This window comes from Serratia myotis (assembly GCF_027474885.1).
Taxonomy (GTDB): Bacteria; Pseudomonadota; Gammaproteobacteria; order Enterobacterales; family Enterobacteriaceae; genus Serratia; species Serratia proteamaculans.
Window position 1 is genome coordinate 3,467,208 of the sequence record NZ_CP099707.1, and the last position, 19,317, is coordinate 3,486,524.

The 19,317-nt window shown below is 54.5% G+C and carries 19 protein-coding genes; 10 read left to right on the forward strand and 9 right to left on the reverse strand.

Annotation, left to right across the window (positions count from 1 at the left end; translation table 11 throughout):
- From dmpG to NHG65_RS16485, 6 genes are read right to left on the reverse strand one after another with little or no spacing between them, the layout of a single operon-like run.
- Positions 1-1,002: a 4-hydroxy-2-oxovalerate aldolase gene (dmpG, locus tag NHG65_RS16460; protein ID WP_112349585.1), complete on the reverse strand. Its 1,002-nt coding sequence runs from the start codon at positions 1,000-1,002 to the stop codon at positions 1-3.
- Positions 986-1,873 (reverse strand): acetaldehyde dehydrogenase (acetylating), encoded by an 888-nt coding sequence (locus tag NHG65_RS16465; RefSeq protein ID WP_499182432.1) that lies wholly within the window; start codon positions 1,871-1,873, stop codon positions 986-988. Before NHG65_RS16465 ends, dmpG begins: the two co-directional genes overlap by 17 nt.
- Positions 1,870-2,733, reverse strand: coding sequence for an HpcH/HpaI aldolase/citrate lyase family protein (locus NHG65_RS16470; RefSeq protein WP_261416565.1), 864 nt, complete (start codon positions 2,731-2,733; stop codon positions 1,870-1,872). Before NHG65_RS16470 ends, NHG65_RS16465 begins: the two co-directional genes overlap by 4 nt.
- Entirely contained in the window at positions 2,730-3,953 is a 1,224-nt protein-coding gene (locus NHG65_RS16475) for an 8-amino-7-oxononanoate synthase family protein (protein ID WP_413501738.1), read from the reverse strand. The genes NHG65_RS16470 and NHG65_RS16475 overlap by 4 nt, the downstream gene beginning before the upstream one ends.
- Positions 3,953-4,807 carry a cupin-like domain-containing protein gene (locus tag NHG65_RS16480; protein ID WP_198404485.1) on the reverse strand — a complete coding sequence of 285 codons (855 nt, stop codon included), beginning with the start codon at positions 4,805-4,807 and terminating at the stop codon, positions 3,953-3,955. The genes NHG65_RS16475 and NHG65_RS16480 overlap by 1 nt, the downstream gene beginning before the upstream one ends.
- A gap of 44 nt (positions 4,808-4,851) precedes the next feature.
- Positions 4,852-6,078, reverse strand: coding sequence for an MFS transporter (locus NHG65_RS16485; RefSeq protein WP_499182433.1), 1,227 nt, complete (start codon positions 6,076-6,078; stop codon positions 4,852-4,854).
- 607 nt (positions 6,079-6,685) lie between these two features.
- On the opposite strand from NHG65_RS16485, the gene NHG65_RS16490 reads away from it, so the two are divergent.
- From NHG65_RS16490 to NHG65_RS16500, 3 genes are all read left to right on the forward strand, one after another.
- Positions 6,686-7,912 (forward strand): M24 family metallopeptidase, encoded by a 1,227-nt coding sequence (locus NHG65_RS16490; protein WP_499182434.1) that lies wholly within the window; start codon positions 6,686-6,688, stop codon positions 7,910-7,912.
- Between the two features lie 224 nt (positions 7,913-8,136).
- Positions 8,137-8,502 (forward strand): hypothetical protein, encoded by a 366-nt coding sequence (locus NHG65_RS16495; RefSeq protein ID WP_499182435.1) that lies wholly within the window; start codon positions 8,137-8,139, stop codon positions 8,500-8,502.
- 263 nt (positions 8,503-8,765) lie between these two features.
- Positions 8,766-8,966: a hypothetical protein gene (locus NHG65_RS16500; protein ID WP_261416570.1), complete on the forward strand. Its 201-nt coding sequence runs from the start codon at positions 8,766-8,768 to the stop codon at positions 8,964-8,966.
- Positions 8,967-9,055: 89 nt separating this feature from the next.
- Here the strand turns inward: NHG65_RS16500 and norR are convergent, their stop codons facing one another.
- A complete protein-coding gene (gene norR, locus NHG65_RS16505; protein ID WP_499182436.1) occupies positions 9,056-10,579 on the reverse strand; it encodes a nitric oxide reductase transcriptional regulator NorR in 1,524 nt (507 codons plus the stop codon).
- A 161-nt stretch (positions 10,580-10,740) separates the two neighbouring features.
- Here norR and norV point away from each other — a divergent pair, with 161 nt between their 5' ends.
- The 3 genes from norV to NHG65_RS16520 all read left to right on the forward strand — a co-directional run bounded on the left by norV (position 10,741) and on the right by NHG65_RS16520 (position 14,488).
- On the forward strand, positions 10,741-12,270 hold the full coding sequence (norV, locus tag NHG65_RS16510; RefSeq protein WP_499182437.1) for an anaerobic nitric oxide reductase flavorubredoxin: 1,530 nt from the start codon (positions 10,741-10,743) through the stop codon (positions 12,268-12,270).
- On the forward strand, positions 12,267-13,415 hold the full coding sequence (gene norW, locus NHG65_RS16515; protein WP_283603505.1) for an NADH:flavorubredoxin reductase NorW: 1,149 nt from the start codon (positions 12,267-12,269) through the stop codon (positions 13,413-13,415). Before norV ends, norW begins: the two co-directional genes overlap by 4 nt.
- A 122-nt stretch (positions 13,416-13,537) precedes the next feature.
- Positions 13,538-14,488, forward strand: a complete 951-nt coding sequence (locus NHG65_RS16520; RefSeq protein WP_499182438.1) for a Dyp-type peroxidase — start codon at positions 13,538-13,540, stop codon at positions 14,486-14,488.
- Positions 14,489-14,530: 42 nt separating this feature from the next.
- Here NHG65_RS16520 and NHG65_RS16525 read toward each other — a convergent pair whose 3' ends face one another.
- Positions 14,531-15,364, reverse strand: coding sequence for an IclR family transcriptional regulator domain-containing protein (locus tag NHG65_RS16525; protein ID WP_499182439.1), 834 nt, complete (start codon positions 15,362-15,364; stop codon positions 14,531-14,533).
- 180 nt (positions 15,365-15,544) lie between these two features.
- On the opposite strand from NHG65_RS16525, the gene NHG65_RS16530 reads away from it, so the two are divergent.
- Genes NHG65_RS16530 through pcaD form a run of 4 tightly spaced genes read left to right on the forward strand, consistent with a single transcriptional unit; the run spans position 15,545 to position 18,888 of the window.
- Positions 15,545-16,231: a 3-oxoacid CoA-transferase subunit A gene (locus NHG65_RS16530; protein ID WP_207978361.1), complete on the forward strand. Its 687-nt coding sequence runs from the start codon at positions 15,545-15,547 to the stop codon at positions 16,229-16,231.
- A gap of 11 nt (positions 16,232-16,242) precedes the next feature.
- Positions 16,243-16,923, forward strand: a complete 681-nt coding sequence (locus NHG65_RS16535) for a 3-oxoacid CoA-transferase subunit B (protein ID WP_085117387.1) — start codon at positions 16,243-16,245, stop codon at positions 16,921-16,923.
- A complete protein-coding gene (gene pcaF / locus NHG65_RS16540) occupies positions 16,901-18,103 on the forward strand; it encodes a 3-oxoadipyl-CoA thiolase (protein ID WP_499182440.1) in 1,203 nt (400 codons plus the stop codon). The genes NHG65_RS16535 and pcaF overlap by 23 nt, the downstream gene beginning before the upstream one ends.
- 14 nt (positions 18,104-18,117) lie before the next feature.
- Entirely contained in the window at positions 18,118-18,888 is a 771-nt protein-coding gene (gene pcaD / locus NHG65_RS16545; RefSeq protein WP_413501744.1) for a 3-oxoadipate enol-lactonase, read from the forward strand.
- Here pcaD and arsC read toward each other — a convergent pair.
- Positions 18,885-19,316: a glutaredoxin-dependent arsenate reductase gene (arsC, locus tag NHG65_RS16550; RefSeq protein WP_219016577.1), complete on the reverse strand. Its 432-nt coding sequence runs from the start codon at positions 19,314-19,316 to the stop codon at positions 18,885-18,887. The genes pcaD and arsC overlap by 4 nt on opposite strands.
- Between the last annotated feature and the right edge of the window lies 1 nt (position 19,317).

The window sequence follows — 19,317 nt, forward strand, 5'->3', positions numbered from 1 at the left end:
TCACAAGATTGCCCTCTTCAACTCGGCGACAACCTCAACGATCAGGTCTTCCTGGCCGGCAATAACCTGTCGCCTTCCCAGTTCGAAGAACACGTCGCGCGCATCCACCCCGGCGCTGCCAGCATGATTCAGTACCGGGTTTTTGAAGCCGGAAAATACGCCGGCCAGCCCGCTGACGATGCCCAAAGAGTCAATCATCGGCGGAACCACCATTAACTCCCGGGCGGCAAGATCGGCGGCATCCAGAAAATGATAGAGATCGATGCCGGTGTTATACCCCAGGCGTTCCAATACCGGGATCAGCACTTCCAGTTGGGTATTACCCGCCCCCGCACCAAACCCGCGAGCACAACCATCAATAATGCCGGCCCCCGCCTGGGCGGCCGCCACCGAGTTCGCCACCGCCATACCCAAATTGTTATGCGCGTGGAAAATCAGCGGCACCTCTACCTGCATGCGCATCGCAGCAATACGTGCAGTGACATCCTGCGGCAAAAGACTGCCGGCCGAATCCATGATGCCGACCGCCTGAGCCCCATAACCCACCAATAACTCAGCCTGTTCGGCTAACTCGGCAGGGGTGGCCATATGACTCATCATCAGCACCGCATGCGCCTCCGCACCCTGTTCACGCAGCCAGCCCAGGTGACGTTCAGCCAGCGTAGCCTCGGTACAATGCGTGCCGATACGCACCACATCGGTGCCGCAGGCCAGGGCTTTCGACAGGTCAGCGCTGGTGCCCCAACCGGGGAGCATAAACACCCCCATCTTGCTGTTTTGCAAAGACTCTCGCACCGTAGTCAGCATGGCTTCGTCACTCAGTGCCGCGCGGCCCACCTGATAGGAGGAAGCCCCCAGCCCGTTACCGTGGCCGACTTCAACAATCGCCACGCCGGTTTTGTCTGCCGCGGTGGCGTAGCTTCGCAACTGCGCCGCAGTAAGTTGGTGTTTTACTGCATGTTGCCCATCGCGCAGGGTTGAGTCGTTAATGAGAATAGTCATTGGCCACCTCCGCTTTATTTCGAGAGTGCGCATACTGTTCGGCGACCAGAATGGCCGCGGAATTGATCAGGTCCAGGTTACCCGCGTATTCAGGCATCACCTTACTGCTGGCGGTCACCTCCAGAGAGACAGACACTCGCCCTTCGGTGACCTTGATCGCCGTTAATCGATAACCCGCCGAAAATTCCCGCACTGCCGCCGCCGCCGCGGTGACCACCGGGGTTATCTGTTCTGCCGTCACGCCGGGGATATCGGCAAAAATAGTGACCCTGAACATGGCAGGCGGGGTTGCCGGGCTTATATTGAGGATCGCCTTGGTGTTTGCCACGCCAGTGAAAGCGCTGAGCGCAATCTGCGTAGTCTCTACATATTCATCGATGTTGATACGCGTTGCTCGCCCCAAAATATTGCTGGCGACGGTCGCCACCACCTCGATGTCGTTAATTTGGAAATGCCGGCTAAGGGCATGCAGGATGGGGATCGACGCCTGCCCGCCACAGCTGATCAAGCTGACGTTGCGATCGGCCAGCGCTTCGGTGCCGGTCACCGTAGGAACTATCATTTTGCCCAAGTGGCTGGGGGTCAGGTCGATCAGCAACGTACCCAGTGGGCGAAGCAGCTCCCAGTGTTTGACGTGCGACATCGCATTAGTGGCATCAAATACCACATCGAACGGCTTGGGTGCGGCCAGAATAGCGTCAATCCCTCCGGCACTGGTCGGGCAGCCCAGCTTGGCCGCGATTTCAAGACCGGCAGAATCCTTGTTACGCCCCGCCAGCAGCCCACAATGAAGCCAGGGCGAACGATGAATTTTATTGACCAGATCCATGCCGATGGCTCCGGTCCCGATGACGGCAACGGAGAGAGTCATGAGTTCCCCCGGTTGAAACGTTCAGCCCAGGCTTTGCCTAGTTGCAACGTGGTGTGGGCCATACGCGCAAAAGGTGGCCCCACCATATGTCCGTCCAGTAAGGCAATGCCTCCGGCGGCGGCCTTGACCGCGTCGGTGATCCGGGATGCGGCCAATAGCGCGCCCTCATTGGGTCGCAATGCTGAATTGATCGGCTCAAGTTCGCTGGGGTGGACGGTAGCTTTACCGTGGAAACCCAGGTCCTTGATGTTCTGAATTTCGCTGGCCAGCACCTCCGGCTCGGAAAGCCGGTAGTTGGCGGTATCAATACAACCAATACCGTGTCTGGCACTGGCCAAAACCATCGCCTGACGCGCCGCCAGCATTCCGGACCAGGTGATTGGCACGCCAAGCGTAGCCGCTAAATCCGCAGAGCCAAAAACCAGGCCATCGGCTACGGCCGCGACGTCATCGAGATCGGTAATGGCTTCAACCGTCTCTATCGTCAGGTAAATTTCCGGATACTTGCCCGCTGAGGCAAAAGTCTCACGCAGAAAAATAACCTCGGCAGGTGACCTGACCATCGACATAACGATAAAACCCGGCGTGGCAACGCCGGTGCTTAGCATCACCAAATCATGCAAAGCATCAATCGTACCCAGCGCGTTTATGCGCACAGCTATATTCGCCGACGGAGGGGCACTATCAAGGGCGGTGCGGCAGATGATCCGCCCTTCCGCTTTCAATGGGCCCGGGACCGAGTCTTCCAAATCGATCAGATGAACATCGGCGTCATAAGTCAGCGCCTTGACCACCCGGTTAAGTGATAAGGCCGGGGTATACAGAATGCTACGTGGAATAGCGCGTGTGATATCCGTCATTGGGGAGCCCTTACTTCAGCGAGTATCTTGCACAAACGGCGAATCTGATCTTCTGTTTGCCCGGCACGCATCATCACCCGCAGGCCTGCGGTGCCTTTCGCAACGATCGGGAAGAATACCGGCGAGACATAAAAACCGGCCTCTATCACCTTGCGACCTTCGCTGATCACCGTTTCATCGCTCATCGGCACCAGACGGATCGGGTAGCTGTTGCCGCTCTGCTCTGTCGGAACCAGTGAGTCGAACAGGGCAATGTTGTCGTACAGCTTCTTCTGCAACATCGGCAATTCAGCCGTGCGGTGAATTTCGGCCGAAGCCAGGCTGGCACCGATGGCCGCCGTGTTCAGATTTTGCGAATAGTTGAGCCCACCGCCAAAGCGTTCGACCAGGCGCAACATCGGCTGTGAATAGCCGTTGAGCAGTATGGCCGCCCCGCTGGTGCCGAAAGCCTTGTTGAGCGTGACCACCATAACGGTGTTCTCATTCAGTGCCGGGCTGTGTGAACGAACATAACCGACTCCACGTTCGCCATAGGCGGAAATAGAATGTGAATCATCGTAGAACACTATCAGGCCGTATTTGTCCTGCAGTTCGGCCAACTCTTTAACCGGCGCATAGCCGCCCAGGCTATCGCTGCCGTCAACCACGTAGCAGACCCGTTCATATTTCTTACAGCAGTCCTTAATGAACTCCAGATCGTGGTAATTGCAGGTGACGACCTCGGTTTCATCGGCACAGGCGGGTTTGGCTGCGGCCAACGACACATGAGCGTGCTTATCGAAAATCATTAACGGGCGAGCACCGTTGCCCAAATGTCCGGAGGCGATCAGCGGCAGCAGCCCGCCACTGATGCTGCTGGCCGACACGCCACTGAGAACATCGGCCTGGAACAGTTCACCAAGCGATTCCTCCAGCTCCTTCAGTACCGGCAGTTGAACCCGGCTACGGGCGATGCAATGATCCAGCACGCCATAGCGACGTACCGCGTCGATGGCCCCTTCTACCACCTTGGGATGGGAGTCCAGGTTCAGGTAGGAGCAGCAGCTAAAATTGACAAATTGATGACCACTCGGGGTGGACAGGAGATCGTTTTCAAGTCCGGCGACGATCCCTGCGAGTCCGTTCTGCTCTGACATATCCCAGAAGGGATTACCAATACCGATAGCTTTGTCGTTGTTGCGATAGTGGTTGGTTGGCATGATCTTCTTACGGCTGGTCATCAAATTCCTTCCTTCTTGGCAGGTTCGGGTTGATAGTTATAAATACCTTTGAACTTACGGTAGGCGGCCGTGTAGAGCGCGGAATACAAAACATAAGGCCTGCGCAGGATTTTCAGATCCCACAGCCAAAAATTAACGTTGATATTCAGGTCGTCTAACGACTCGGCCTGGTGCCACCATCCCAGCGGCAAATACAGCATTTCACCGGGCTCCAGAATAAAATCGCGACGCTGCGGGGATTTCGCTGCCAGCCGTGGGAAACGCTGTGGGTCAATATTGTTAAAATCGAAGGCCTGCGATTTGTCGCCAAACCCCTTTAAGATAGAACGCGGGTAATAATCGCGTCGGCCGGGTGGGTAAAGGATGAATCGTTTTCTTCCCTGCAGGGCGATATTAAAGTTCTCGAGTTCATCGAAGTGGCTTTGGGTAAATACACCGTGGTAACTTATCCATAAATTGGCCGCGTTCAGACCACGACGGGAAGCCAGTAGCGAAAATGCATCGAAGCCGAGAAGAGTATTGATGTCTTCTGGCCGGTGCATAATATTGGAAACCACGCGATACCAGGTGCTGTTGTCTTGCTGGTATTCTTTATTTTCCAGAAAGCCACGCAGTTGAATCTTCATGGTCTGCCATCGTTCGGTATTTTCCTTATTACTGGCTTCCCGGAACAAGGTGACATTGTCATCACCTAACCGTTGAGCAATAAGGTCATTAGCGCTACGGCTGGTATCAAGCGGCAGATCGGTAATAATCACAGGAACGTCGGCCCGGAAAACAGCCTCAACCCCCAGCGCGACAAATTCATTAAAGGTAATACGTGGTACGGGAATACCCGTGGTTAACTGATTCACGATGGCCGTTTTCCTGTCTCGGTAATAATAATGAGAGAACCCGCTTAAATCGGACTGGGTATTGATTTCTTACTGAGTAGTGATTGGCTGAACAGACTGGCTAATAAGGCGAGCATGCCAGCGGCCAAAGCGATCCAGGCGACCTGAGCAGCCCCGGTTTGATCTGAAAGTTGCCCGCCGACCGACACTCCCAGGGAAAACCCCAGCCAACCCGCACTGGAAAGCCAGGAGAAGCCTTCTGACAGGCAACCTTTGGGCGTTAACGATTCCAGCAGGTTACTGCAGGTGATTAATAACGGCGCCACCGATAAACCGGCAATAAAAGCGGAGAACCCCATGACGATCGGGGAACTGGTGAACACCAGGGGAACAGTACCGGCACACAGCGTGGCAGAGGTGAGTAACAGCAGCCGTGGCTGCGGTATAGACCAGTTCATGGCACCATAACAGAGCCCTCCCACCAGGCTGCCCGCGGCACAAATAGACAACAACATGCCAGCCAGCGTGGGATTACCTGCCTCTTTGGCAAAGGCGATCATCATCACATCGATCGAGCCAAGAAATATCCCCACTGCTGCATAGGAGATCATCAGGCTACGAACCCAGGCCATGCTAATGGCTCTGCGGTTTTTTTCATCGACCCTTTGCACAACAACCGGTTCTGAACGCCGATGCAGCACCAGCGCCATCGAACCACTGAAGGTGAATACGGCGCATAAAACCAACCCCGCAGCGGGGTGTAATACCGTGGCTAAAACAATGGCGACCAGCGGCCCCAACAAGAAAATAATCTCATCGAGTACGGTTTCTAAAGCATAAGCGGTTCGCAGAGCCTCATCGGTGACCATTGCCGCCCAACGGGTGCGAATAAAGCCATCTACCGGCACTGACGAGCAACCAATACCCATAGCGGCGGCCATGATTGCCCATAAGTGGGCATTAAGAAAGACCAGGGCAATCAGTAAAGCTATGGCCATAACGTGACAACAACAGGTAACAATAAGCACTTTGCGTTGGCTGAATCGGTCGGCAAAGCCCCCGAGTATCGGGCTGGCCAAAGCCTGGGTAATCATTAAGGTTCCGGCGACGGTACCCGCGATCCACAGCGAATTGGTAGTAGCCGATAACAACATAATGCAACTTATAGAACGCATCGCCACCGGAAAGCGAACTAATAGCCCAAACAAAGAAAGCACGGCATGCCCGGGACCAGACAGTAATCGGGTATAGGAACCAAAACTGAATTTAGACTCAACGGCATTTGTTTCCATAAAGTACTCTCAATAATAAAATCGCTTATGCCCAAGCAACTGAATATATCAACAACAATATATCCCCTCACTTATCAGGTTAGGTTTTCGCAATAGAGAAAATAATTTCAAATTTTATTTATGCGTGACGGCGCGAGTGTCTAATAACACGCTAATAAATTAAAATTATCCGTTTAAAACTTGGTTATTTATGCATCGTTAGCATTGAAATTATCGTGATGAACAATGATTCATTCACTACTGTGTAAAAATAAAAATTCCTTATAAATTTATTTAATACGATGGGCATTAACAATTAGCAACGCTAATCATTATTTACAAGAGCGTTTTTGCATCACATTGATGCGTTATTGCATTATCAAGTAAATAGAATCAGTTACAGATAGATTAAGGGGTAAATGTAATTTTTGGTTCGCCCGCAGCGCCTTTTACAGCAGAATCTGTCGGGTAAAACGAGGACACAACATCGCCGAAGGTAAAACTGTGCTGTAATCGGCATCTTTCTTATCTATTGGAGCCAAGTATTGTCGCTGCGGTTTATTTATGATGAAGGTTTGGCGCGCTGGGACATTGACCCTGACATTGAACATTATGCGAGGAGAAAAACATGGCTACAGGCATTGGCGGTTGCACGGCGCAACAGGCCCTGGAACAACTGCAACCGTTAACGGATAATCCGCCTGCAATCGCCGCCGGAGAGTATCGGCAACGTATTCAACACGCACAGCGCCTGATGCGCGAAAACGGCATTGACGCCTGCTATGTCAATGCGGGCAGCAACCTGCTGTATTTTACCGGAACTCCATGGTCACCGAGCGAACGCATGGTCGGCGCAGTGATCCCGGCCGAAGGTGAAATCGCCTATATCGCCCCCTGGTTCGAGATCGGCACCTTCAAAGACGCACAGGTGATTGAGGCCGAAATCTTTAGCTGGCATGAGGAAGAAGACCCCTATCGACTGTTCTTCAGCGTGCTGGCTTCTCGCGGGCTGACTGGTGCTGGCCGCCAGCACAAAGTGGCGATTTGCGAAACCGCTTCGATCGCGCTGTTCCTCGGTCTGCAACAGTATGCCGGGGACAATAAACTGGTCAGTGCCCTGCCCATCACCGGTGGCTGTCGCAGCCGAAAATCGGCGACGGAAATCGCGCTGATGCAAACCGCCAATAACATTACCTTGCGGGTACAACAGGCTGCGGCCAGTATCTTGCACCCAGGGATCACCGCCGACCAGCTGATCGACTTCGTCGATAAAGCCCACCGTAAAATGGGCACCAGTGGCTCTTATTTCTGTATTGCGCTATTCGGCTCCGATAGCGCGTTTCCGCATGGCGTGAAGCAACCCAAACCGCTGCAAAACAACGATATCGTGTTGCTCGATACCGGTTGCCGCTACAAGGGTTACCTGTCCGATATCACCCGTACCTATGTGTATGGCGAACCCAACGAACGGCAACGCTTCGCCTGGCAGGCGGAACATGACGCACAGGCGGCCGCCTTTGCCGTTATCGCACCGGGTGTACCCTGCCATAAAGTGGATGACGCGGCGCGCGATGTGCTGGTTTCTCATGGCTTCGGACCAGACTATCAGTTACCGGGCCTGCCACATCGCACCGGACACGGTATCGGGTTGGACATTCACGAAGCGCCGTATCTGATCCGCAAACAGCAGCAACAGCTCGATGTTGGTATGTGCGCCAGCATCGAACCTATGCTGTGCCTGCCGGGCGAGTTTGGTATCCGCCTTGAAGACCATTTTTACGTCACTGAAGACGGCGCTCGCTGGTTTACCCCGCCGGCAAAATCCCTTGATGATCCATTTGATTTAGCTGGCTGATCATCCCCCGGGCGGCGTTGCCGCTCGGATTTAAATATAATATTAATATCGACCATGTTTAATAAAATCATTTAATTATACAATTTAGTGCAATTACTAATTAATTAAAAATTTTTTATCTGTCAGATAAAATAACTCTTGATATAAAAATAGTTGTGAGTTAAAAACTAACCGTCCCATTCAAAGATGAATATAACAATAAATTATATATTCAAATGGAGTTGATGATGAAAACAATTGATGTAGCCTTGTTAGACTCGATCGCCGGTGGCCGTGGCAATAATGGCGGCGATCGTGTAGATAATGGCGCCAGAAACAGAGGCAGAACCAGCAACACCAGTGGCAAGGCTGATAATGTTGGTTATTATAAGAAACAGAGTCAGGAGACAACAAACTGTAGTGCTGGCATTATCGGCGGCATGATTGCAGGAGCTGCTGGCGGACCGCTTGGTCTCGGATTAGGACTTATTGGTGGATCACTTGCTGGTGGGTGCTTCACGAACAAAGGTTCTAATGGTGATAATAATAGCAATGCCGGAAATAAAAGCTCTAATTGTAATGGTTCAATTGGTGGCTCGTGCCGTATCTAGACTAAAAATCATAGGCGGTAGTTTATTATTACCGCTCTATATATTAGAGCCGCATTATATATGACAAAGAAAATTAGGCCGTTACTTATACTTTTAGCTATAGTTTCCAGCAGCCCTTTTCTTAGCGGTGCTGGAGTGCTTAATCCTGGTTCAGGCTTGGCCGCGCCGGCAGGTATGTCTCAATTAGTCATTATCATTGCCACCTTCTCTTTTTTCATTTCGTTATTTTTTAAATTATTCGATATTTTTACAAAGTCTTCAGCATGAAAAGAACATACTGGACAATATCAGTTTTAATTGGGATGGTTTTATCCTCTATTTTATTAGCGGGTGCAGGCATCGGCGTTGATTATCTTTACTCTGCGCCAGAAAAAATATCAAAACTTATCGTTGCCATGTTCTTTTCACTTTCCATTATTGTTTTTATATACAAAATCATCTGTGTGATTTTCAAAAAAACATAGATAAAACCGCCCCACATATGAGAATATACGCGGGCAGTTTATTTTTATGCTGAATAAATAAATTAATAGATGTCATCACAAAGGCACACTTATTTAATATTCAATCGTTTGGCCAATCGATGCAAGTTACCGCTGTCCAGGTTCAATTTACGTGCGGTCGCCGCCCAGTTCATCTCACATTGCGCCAAGGTTTTCTCAATCACGCTGCGCTGGAAATGTTGCGTCATCGTCGCGAGATCCGCCTCAATAGCTGTCTCTGGCAGTGCTTCATCGCTGATCCCGGTCGGCAAAGAGCCGGCCTTTATAGTGAAATGCGCCGGCAACAGTTGTAGCTCGCTGCTGTTTTGCTCCGCGCGAGCTAAAATCGCCGCCCGATAGATGACATGTTCCAGTTCGCGAATATTCCCCGGCCATGAATACTGCTCGAGCGTGAATAATGCTTCTGCGCAAAGCGTTAACTGCACCAAACCCAGCTTGATACGGCAACGTTCGCAAAAGTACCCCGCCAGCAGGGCAATGTCGCTGGCTCGCTCGCGCAACGGTGGCACGAACAGCGGAAACACGCTCAGCCGATGGTATAAATCCAGCCGGAATTCCCCATCAACCGCCGCCTGTTTGAGATTACGATTAGTGGCCGCTAAAATTCGTACATTAACGCGCTTGACCCGATCATCCCCCACTCGCTGGAGATCGCCGTATTGGATCACCCGCAACAGCTTGGCCTGCAGCGACAGTGAAAGCTCACCAATCTCATCGAGAAACAGAGTGCCATTGTCCGCCATTTCAAATTTGCCGGCGCGGTGCTGAATGGCACCGGTAAATGCCCCTTTGACGTGGCCGAACAGTTCGCTTTCCGCCACGCTTTCCGGCAGAGCGGCGCAGTTAAGGTAGACCAGCGGGTTGGCAGCCCGCGCCGATCCCTGATGGATCGCCCGCACCACCAGCTCTTTACCTACCCCGGTCTCTCCGGTGATCAAAACGTTGAGTTCGGAACCGGCAACGATGCTGATTTCCTGCTTGAGTTGCTGCATAACCGACGAAAGTCCGATGATCTCATCATTTTCTCTAGGCGTGCTTACCCCTTGCGATGCCAGCGGAGACAACGCCTGCCTCTCCAGGGCTTCAACCAATAACGCATTGTTTAGCGCTCCCGCCGCTAGTGCACTGATTAACCGTAGTTCTTCATCGCTGAAGCGATCAAATTGCAGCGGGTCCAGACTGTCAAAAGTCAACGCACCGATTAAATCCTGTTCGGCAAACAAGGGCAGTCCAATGCAGGCATGAACCTTAAGTTGGTCATGGCCGGGGATCAAACCATCGTAGGGGTCCGGTAAATCGCTATCCGCGGGGAAACGCACCACGTCACCGGCGCGGGCAATCGCTTCCAGGCGCGGATGGGCATCCAGCGCAAAGCGTCGCCCCAGAACATCCTGAACCAAACCGTCAATCGCCAATGGGCGGAACTGCTGCCCTTCAAAGCGCAGTAAGGCCGAAGCATCACAGCGCAGCAGGCGGCGCAAACTGTTGATCAGGCGTTGAAAGCGGTCGCCTTGTGTCAGGCCGCTTTGTAATTCGATAGCGATGGTGGCAAGGGACTGTATAGAGAGGGTCATGATGTCATTCCGACACTTAATTGTCATACGGACAATGCTACGCCCATGTCAGAATGACATCAATAAATAATTATTACATAAAAAACAACAACATAAAAACTGGCACGCTGTTTGCTCATTACAAGTATCGAAACCCAGTAAACGACAATAAGGTAATGAGCATGGCAATTCAGGTGAAAAATAATATCCAGTGGGTCGGTCAACGTGACTGGGAAGTGCGTAATTTTCATGGGACAGAATACAAAACCTTGAAGGGCAGCAGCTATAACAGTTATCTGATCCGTGAAGAGAAAACCGTGTTGATCGACACGGTGGACCATAAGTTTAGCCGTGAGTTTGTACAGAATCTGTCAGCGGAAATTGATCTCAACACGCTGGATTACATCATCATCAATCACGCAGAAGAAGATCACGCCGGGGCGCTGACCGAGTTGATGGCGCAGATCCCGGGAACGCCTATCTACTGTACCGAAAATGGCATTGATTCAATCAACGGTCACCATCATCACCCAGAGTGGAACTTCCACGTAGTCCACACCGGTGACAGCCTGGATATCGGCAATGGTAAACAGCTGATCTTCGTTGAAACGCCGATGCTGCACTGGCCGGACAGTATGATGACCTACCTGACTGGCGATGCCGTGCTGTTCAGTAATGACGCCTTTGGCCAGCATTATTGCGATGAGCATCTGTTTAATGATGAGGTTGATCAAAATGAATTGTTTGAACAATGTCAGCGTTACTACGCCAATATCCTGACCCCATTCAGCCGGCTGGTGACACCCAAAATCAACGAGATCCTCGGTTTCAACCTGCCGGTAGACATGATTGCCACCTCACACGGCGTGGTATGGCGCGATAATCCGACGCAAATTGTGCAGCGCTATTTAGAGTGGGCGGCGGATTATCAGGAAGATCGCATCACCATTTTTTACGACACCATGTCCAACAACACCCGCATGATGGCGGACGCTATTGCACAGGGCATCAACGAAGTCGATCCACGCGTGGCGGTGAAGATTTTTAACGTGGCGCGTCATGACAAAAACGAAATCCTGACTAACGTGTTCCGTTCCAAAGGCGTATTGGTGGGTTCGTCGACCATGAATAATGTGATGATGCCAAAAGTTGCCGGGCTGTTGGAAGAGATCACCGGGCTGCGTTTTCGCAATAAGAAAGCCTCGGCCTTCGGCAGCTACGGCTGGAACGGTGGCGCGGTAGACCGTATTCAAACCCGTTTGATGGACTGTGGTTTTGAAACCACGCTGGCATTGAAAGCCAAATGGCGTCCCGATGGCGATATGCTGGCAATCTGCCGTCAACATGGCCGGGATATCGCTCGTCAATGGGCTTTAACCTCCTTGCCTTTGACTACGGCAGCCCCAGTTCCTGCAGCTGCCGTCGCTCAGCCACAACCACAACCACAACCACAGCCACAACCACAACCACAACCACAACCTGAAGTATCCTGCGCCAATGTCGATACCGATACCAACGCCGATGCCGATGCCGATCTCGGGCCGCGCATGCAATGCAGCGTCTGCCTGTGGATCTACGATCCAACGTTGGGCGAACCCATGCAAGATGTGGCCCCCGGAACCTGCTGGCAAGACGTGCCGGATGATTTCCTGTGCCCGGAATGCGCAATGGGCAAAGACGTGTTCGATCCCCTCGCTTCGGAGGCAAAATGAACCCTGGCATTCTGATCGTTGGCTCCGGCTTTGCCGCCCGACAGCTGGTAAAAAATCTGCGCAGGCTCAATAGCGAGGTCCCGATCCGCCTGATTGCCGCCGATAGCTGTGATGAATATAACAAACCTGAGCTGAGCCATGTGATCAGCCAGAATCAAACTGCAGATGCCTTAACGCGGCAAACCTGCGGCAGCTTTGCCGAACAGTTCCAACTGACGTTGCACCCAAACACGCGGATCACGGATATTGATACCCAGCATAAAAGGGTGTGCAGCGGCGAGCAAAGCTGGCAGTACGACAAACTGGTTTTGGCGGTCGGTGCTTCGGCTATCGTACCGCCGGTGACCGGCAATGAACTGATGCTGACGCTCAACAGCCAGCAGGAATATCGCGACGGCGAATTGACACTGCTTCAGGCGCAGCGAGTGCTGATCCTGGGCGGCGGCCTGATCGGGTGTGAACTGGCGATGGACATGTGCCGGGCCGGTAAACAGGTCACCCTGGTGGACAGATCCGGCAGCCTGCTGTCGGCACTGATGCCGATTGAAGCCAGCAGCCGTTTGCACCATTGTCTGCAACAGATGGGTGTCGAAGTGCTGCTCAACCAGCAACTGAGCGCCTTGATACAACAAGACGGTGGCATACAGGCAACGCTGGGGAATGGACGTCAATTATCGGTTGATGCGGCGATCGCGTCGGTCGGACTGCGCCCGAACGTTGGGCTGGCGCGCCAGGCTAATCTGCAGGTGGATCGCGGCATCCGGGTGAATAATCGCTTACAGACCTCGCAGATCGATGTGTACGCCCTCGGCGATTGCGCAGAGATTGATGGCCAACTGCTGCCATTCCTCCAGCCGATACAGTTTAGCGCCATGGCCCTGGCGAAAAATCTGCTGGGTGCCGAGGAAGGCGTGAAGCTGCCGGCCATGCTGGTCAAGGTGAAAACCCCCAGCCTGCCGCTGCACCTGGCAGGGGAAACCCATCGTCAGGATTTGAGCTGGAACATTGTCGCCGAACAACAGGGCATGATTGCCAAAGGTTTTGATCGGCAACAACAGTTGCGCGCGTTTATCGTTAGCGAAGACCATATGAAACTGGCCTTCGGCTTACTGAAAGAATTAAACGCCCTGACAGCAGAAAGTTGATGATGACCCACCTGCACACTCTGAGCATTTAACGATGCCCTACGCCAACTGGGGTTAATCAGTTGGCGTAGCCCTTAAAATAGATTAGTTTTAAGCTCTGACTTACTCCGGCACTGGATGCTATGACTATCAATTCCCCCCTACCACAAGCTGTTTCCAGCCCTGTTACGCGCCACGCTATTTTCCTGGTTGCTACCTTGTCATCCGCCCCTGCACAGCTCGCAACGGTGCGTGGCTGGTGCGCTGATATCAGCGGTGTGATCCGTTCCGTCGGCAAAAGAGCCCCGGCAGGAAACTTGTCCTGCGTCTGCGGATTTGGCTCAATGGCCTGGGATCGGTTATTCGGCCAACCCCGTCCGGCACAACTTCATCCCTTTGGCGCAATAGGCTCCGGCGACCGCGTGGCTGTCTCAACCCCCGGCGACATCCTGTTGCATATCCGCGCCGACGAGATGGATCTGTGCTTCGAACTGGCCACCCAGTTAATGAACAAACTCGGCGACGCCGTGACGGTGATTGAGGAAGTGCACGGCTTCCGTTACTTCGACCAGCGCGCGATGATTGGCTTTGTCGACGGCACCGAAAACCCGGAGGGAAATGACGCAGTCAACTACACGGTGATTGGTGATGAAGATGGCGCGTTTTCCGGCGGCAGTTACGTGTTGGTGCAGAAATATCTGCATGATATGAAAGGCTGGAATGCCCTGCCCGTCGAAACGCAGGAGGGCATTATTGGCCGCCACAAGCAATCCAATATTGAACTGGATGAGGACGTCAAACCTTCGTCATCCCACAGTTCGTTGACCACGCTGGTGGATGAGCATGGCGATGAAGTCAAAATCCTGCGCGACAACATGCCATTTGGCAAACCCGGCATGGGCGAGTTTGGCACCTACTTTATTGGTTACGCGCGCGCTCCCCAACCGATCGAGCAAATGCTGGAAAACATGTTCATTGGTCGACCGGCCGGCAATTACGATCGCCTGCTGGATTTCAGCCGTGCGGTCACTGGTAGCCTGTTCTTTGCCCCTTCGGCGACTTTGCTGGAAGAACTGGCCGATCGTAATACCTGAGGCTTGCACGATAACTTTTGCACGATAACTCTTGCACGATAACTACAGCAGCAGCGCCAGCTCCATCGCCGTGCGCTGCAGCTGTGGCAGCACCCGCTCGCGCAATTCCGCCGCCGATATCTGCGAAGCATTGACCCCCACGTTCATCGCCGCCACCACACCGCCCTTGCGTGAATGCATCGGCACCGCAATCGACCGCAGGCCAATTTCCAACTGCTGATCGTTGATGGCGTACCCTTGCCGCCGCACTTTAGCCAACTGTTCACACAACTGATCGGCACTGGTCACGGTGAACTCGGTCAGCGGTGCGAAACTCACCCGTGACAGATAATCGTCCAACTGTTCTTCATCCAGCGCACTGAGCAACACCAGCCCCATAGAGGTGGCGTAGGCCGGCAGACGACTGCCGCGTCCCAGATCAATCGTCATGATGCGCTTCACCGAGGCGCGGGCGATATACAGGATGTTGTCACCGTCCAGCGTCGCCACCGAGCAGGATTCGTTCAGCAGCTTACTGAGATAATCCAGCGAGTTCTGCGCCGCTTTCGCCAGTTCGGAAGAAGAAAGATAGGCATGTCCAATAGTCAGCACTCGCGGCAGCAGCCGGTAATGGCGGCCGTCAGGGCAATGCACAAACCCCAGCGCACGCAGGGTGTACAGGCAGCGACGCACTGCTGCACGCGGAATACCGGTAATTTGGCTGATTTCAGAAACCGACATTTGAGAATACTGTGGCTGGAAGGCCTGTAGCACCTCCAGTCCTCTGGCCAACGACGCCATAAAATTGGGGTCGCCCTTATACTGATCGTTGCTTAAATCCCCGATCTCCTGCAGCCGACGCAACTCCCCAGCACCAAACTCAGATACATCACCCATCCTGACCTCCGACTCACATAGAGTTATCTGCATCACAGAATTAACAGCCAAATGATTAACGCTTCGATAATCGCACAACATGCTGATATTCGCACTTGCTGCTTGAATTTTCATCCCATAAATTGATTCAAGACCCATTACTGCAGCGCTGACAGCTTCGCAGCGTGCCGAGGAGAGCAAATGATCGATAAGAGTGTGGCATCCGCAGACGCCGCCGTCGCTGATATCCCTGACGGCGCGACCATTATGGTCGGCGGCTTTGGCCCCGCCGGTCAGCCCTATGCCCTGCTGGACGCCCTGATCCGCCACCGGCCCCGCGGGTTAACGCTGATCAGCAACAACGCGGGCAACGGGGATTTTGGGTTAGCGGCGCTGCTGAAGGCCGGTTGTGTGAGCAAAGTCGTCTGTTCCTTCCCGCGCCAGTCGGACTCCTGGGTATTTGACGATCTGTACCGCCGTGGCGAACTGGAGCTGGAGCTGATCCCGCAGGGTAATCTGGCGGCACGGATCCAGGCCGCCGGTTCCGGTCTCGGCGGTTTTTACACCCCAACCGGCTACGGCACCGAACTGGCGCAAGGCAAAGAGACTCGCGAGATCGACGGCAAACACTATGTGTTCGAGCTGCCGCTAAAAGCTGACTTCGCACTGATCAAGGCCGACAAAGGCGATCGCTGGGGCAACCTGTTGTACAACAAAACCGGGCGTAACTTCGGGCCGATCATGGCTATGGCGGCCGCCTGCACCCTTGCCGAGGTTAATCTTATGGTGCCGCTGGGGGAGCTGGATCCTGAAAATATCATTACGCCGGGGATCTTCGTGCAACGTCTGGTGACCGCGCCCGATCACTCAGCGCCACTGTCGGCTTAAGGAACGCACCTATGACCAAACTCACTCATCAGCAGTTGGCCGAGCGCATTGCGCGCGACATTCCGGAAGGTGCCTACGTCAATCTGGGTATCGGTATTCCAACCCAGATCGCCAACTACCTGCCGGCGGATAAAGAGATCTTCCTGCACAGCGAGAACGGCATTCTCGGCATGGGCCCGGCACCGGCGGCCGGCCAGGAAGATCCCGAACTGATCAACGCCGGTAAACAGCCGGTGACCCTGCTAAAAGGCGGCTGCTTTTTCCACCACGGCGACTCCTTTGCCATGATGCGCGGCGGCCACCTGGATATCTGCGTGCTCGGCGCTTATCAGGTCTCCGAACGCGGTGACCTGGCTAACTGGAGCACCGGCGCACCGGGGGCGATCCCGGCGGTTGGCGGCGCGATGGATTTGGCAATCGGCGCCCGTCAGGTGTTTGTGATGACCGAACACCTGACCAAAAAAGGCGAATGTAAAATTGTCCGCCATTGCACTTACCCCCTGACCGGCGTCGGCTGTATTGATCGTATTTACAGCGATCTGGCGGTGATGGACGTCACCCCACAGGGCCTGGTGGTGCGCGAAATATTCGGCGGGTTGACCCCACAGCAATTACAGGAAGTCACCCCGGTCGAACTGACCTTTGTCCTTCAACACGGAGAACAGCCGCATGAATCCCGCCTACCTTTGTGATGCCGTCCGCACGCCTTTTGGCCGACTGAACGGCAGCCTGGCCAGTGTCCGCGCCGACGATCTGGCCGCCCTGCCGCTGAAAGCGCTGCAGGCGCGGCATCCGCAACTTGACTGGGCGGCGGTGGACGACGTGTTGTTCGGCTGCGCCAACCAGGCCGGGGAAGACAACCGCAACGTGGCACGCATGGCGCTGCTGCTGGCCGGGCTGCCGGTGCAGATCCCGGGTTGCACCCTCAACCGCCTGTGCGGCTCCAGTCTGGACGCAGTGGCGATGGCGGCCCGGGCGATAAAAACCGGCGAAAGCGAGTTGATGATCGCCGGCGGTGTCGAGAGTATGTCTCGGGCACCCTTCGTGATGGGCAAGGCGGAAAGCGCCTTTAGTCGAATGATGAAACTGGAAGACACCACCATGGGCTGGCGGTTTATCAACCCACAGATGAAAGCGCTGTATGGTGTGGAGTCTATGCCGCAAACCGCCGAAAACGTCGCCCTAAAGTTCGGTATTAACCGTCAGGATCAGGACGCCTTTGCCCTGCGCAGCCAGCAGCGCACCGCCGCCGCGCAGGAAAGCGGTTTTTTCGCCGACCAGCTAATTGAGGTCAGCATTGCCCAGAAAAAAGGCGACCCGTTGCGGTTCTGTCAGGACGAACACCCGCGTGCCACCACGCTGGAAGCCCTGGCGAAACTGAAGCCGGTAGTGGATCCGCAGGGCACGGTAACGGCCGGTAATGCCTCCGGGTTGAACGACGGGGCTTGCGCACTGCTGCTGGCCGGCGAACTCGGGGTGACTCGCCACGGGCTGCAACCGATGGCACGCATTGTCGCCAGCGCCGTTACCGGGATCGAACCCTCAATCATGGGCTTTGCCCCAGCGGAAGCGGTACGCAAGGTATTAAAGATTGCCGGACTGAGCCTCGACCAAATGGACGTTATCGAGCTTAACGAAGCCTTTGCGGCACAGGCGCTGGCGGTGACCCGTGAACTGGGGTTGCGTGACGACGCCGCTCAAGTGAATCCCAATGGCGGCGCTATTGCCCTCGGTCATCCACTGGGCGCATCCGGTGGCAGGCTGGTGATGAACGCCGCCTGGCAATTGCAGAAAACGCGTGGCCGCTACGGCTTATGCACCATGTGTATTGGCGTCGGCCAGGGTATTGCGCTGATTATCGAACGGGTGTGAAACGGGGAAAGAACATGGATATCGATTATCGCCTTGATGGCCGCGCCGGGGCACCCTTGTTGGTGCTGTCCAACTCGCTCGGTACCACCTTCGACATGTGGCTGGCACAGTTGCCGGTGCTGAGCGAACACTTTCATCTATTGCGCTATAACCAGCGCGGACACGGTGCTACGCCGCTGCCAGCGACCCCGCTGCGGCTTGAAGATCTGGGCCAGGATGTGATTGCCCTGCTCGACCATCTGGACGCGCCAAGCGCTCATTTTTGCGGTATTTCGATGGGCGGCCTGACCGGGTTGTGGCTCAACCGCTACCATCCGCAGCGCATCAAGCGGCTGGTGGTCGCCAATACCGCCGCGCGCATCGGCAGTGCCGAAGGCTGGCAACAGCGCGCCCAACAGGTTCGTAACTCCGGGCTGACACCGATCGCCGCAGCGTCTCCAGCGCGCTGGTTCAACGAAGCCTTTTTGCAGCAACACCCTGAACAGGTTGCCCCACTGGTCGCCGGGCTGGCGGCCGGCAGCGCCGAGGGTTACGCCGCCTGCTGCGATGCGCTGGCGGTGGCCGATCTCCGCGCCGAAGTGGCGTCCATGACGCGGCCAATGCGAGTGATCGCCGGAGAGCAAGATCCGGTGACGACGGTGGCGGACGCCGAATTTCTGGTCGCCAACGCGCCGCGAGCCGAACTGTTGCGGCTACCGGCTTCGCACATTTCCAACATTACCTGCCCGGAGCTCTTCAACCGCAGCGTTGTCGAGTTCCTGACGGGAAAACACATAAAGGATTAATCCGCCGTAATCCGCCGCCCCTGCGCATCAATCACCGCTTCGCCATCCTCTTTACTGAACGGGCCCTGCTGCGCATCCGGCAGAATATCCAGCACCACTTCTGATGGGCGACACAGCCGGGTTCCCAGCGGTGTCACCACTATCGGCCGGTTAATCAAAATCGGTTGCTGCAGCATAAAGTCGATCAGTTGCTCGTCGCTCCAGCCCCTATCCGCCAGGCCCAGCGTTTCGTAAGGCCCGACATTTTTGCGCAGCAACGCACGAACAGAGATCCCCATGTCGGCAATCAGCCTGACCAGTTGTTCGCGACTGGGCGGAGTCTCCAGATATAAAATCACCTCCGGCTCCACCCCGCTGTTGCGGATCAGCGCCAACGTATTGCGCGACGTGCCGCAAGCCGGGTTGTGGTAAATCTTGAAGTTGCTCATG

Bases quoted from the DNA above. Each gene is read 5' to 3' on its own strand.
- dmpG (WP_112349585.1), bottom strand. From the start codon at position 1,002: ATGACTATTCTCATTAACGACTCAACCCTGCGCGATGGGCAACATGCA.
- NHG65_RS16465 (WP_499182432.1), bottom strand. From the start codon at position 1,873: ATGACTCTCTCCGTTGCCGTCATCGGGACCGGAGCCATCGGCATGGAT.
- NHG65_RS16470 (WP_261416565.1), bottom strand. From the start codon at position 2,733: ATGACGGATATCACACGCGCTATTCCACGTAGCATTCTGTATACCCCG.
- NHG65_RS16475 (WP_413501738.1), bottom strand. From the start codon at position 3,953: ATGACCAGCCGTAAGAAGATCATGCCAACCAACCACTATCGCAACAAC.
- NHG65_RS16485 (WP_499182433.1), bottom strand. From the start codon at position 6,078: ATGGAAACAAATGCCGTTGAGTCTAAATTCAGTTTTGGTTCCTATACC.
- NHG65_RS16490 (WP_499182434.1), top strand. From the start codon at position 6,686: ATGGCTACAGGCATTGGCGGTTGCACGGCGCAACAGGCCCTGGAACAA.
- NHG65_RS16495 (WP_499182435.1), top strand. From the start codon at position 8,137: ATGATGAAAACAATTGATGTAGCCTTGTTAGACTCGATCGCCGGTGGC.
- NHG65_RS16500 (WP_261416570.1), top strand. From the start codon at position 8,766: ATGAAAAGAACATACTGGACAATATCAGTTTTAATTGGGATGGTTTTA.
- norR (WP_499182436.1), bottom strand. From the start codon at position 10,579: ATGACCCTCTCTATACAGTCCCTTGCCACCATCGCTATCGAATTACAA.
- norV (WP_499182437.1), top strand. From the start codon at position 10,741: ATGGCAATTCAGGTGAAAAATAATATCCAGTGGGTCGGTCAACGTGAC.
- norW (WP_283603505.1), top strand. From the start codon at position 12,267: ATGAACCCTGGCATTCTGATCGTTGGCTCCGGCTTTGCCGCCCGACAG.
- NHG65_RS16520 (WP_499182438.1), top strand. From the start codon at position 13,538: ATGACTATCAATTCCCCCCTACCACAAGCTGTTTCCAGCCCTGTTACG.
- NHG65_RS16525 (WP_499182439.1), bottom strand. From the start codon at position 15,364: ATGGGTGATGTATCTGAGTTTGGTGCTGGGGAGTTGCGTCGGCTGCAG.
- NHG65_RS16530 (WP_207978361.1), top strand. From the start codon at position 15,545: ATGATCGATAAGAGTGTGGCATCCGCAGACGCCGCCGTCGCTGATATC.
- NHG65_RS16535 (WP_085117387.1), top strand. From the start codon at position 16,243: ATGACCAAACTCACTCATCAGCAGTTGGCCGAGCGCATTGCGCGCGAC.
- pcaF (WP_499182440.1), top strand. From the start codon at position 16,901: ATGAATCCCGCCTACCTTTGTGATGCCGTCCGCACGCCTTTTGGCCGA.
- pcaD (WP_413501744.1), top strand. From the start codon at position 18,118: ATGGATATCGATTATCGCCTTGATGGCCGCGCCGGGGCACCCTTGTTG.
- arsC (WP_219016577.1), bottom strand. From the start codon at position 19,316: ATGAGCAACTTCAAGATTTACCACAACCCGGCTTGCGGCACGTCGCGC.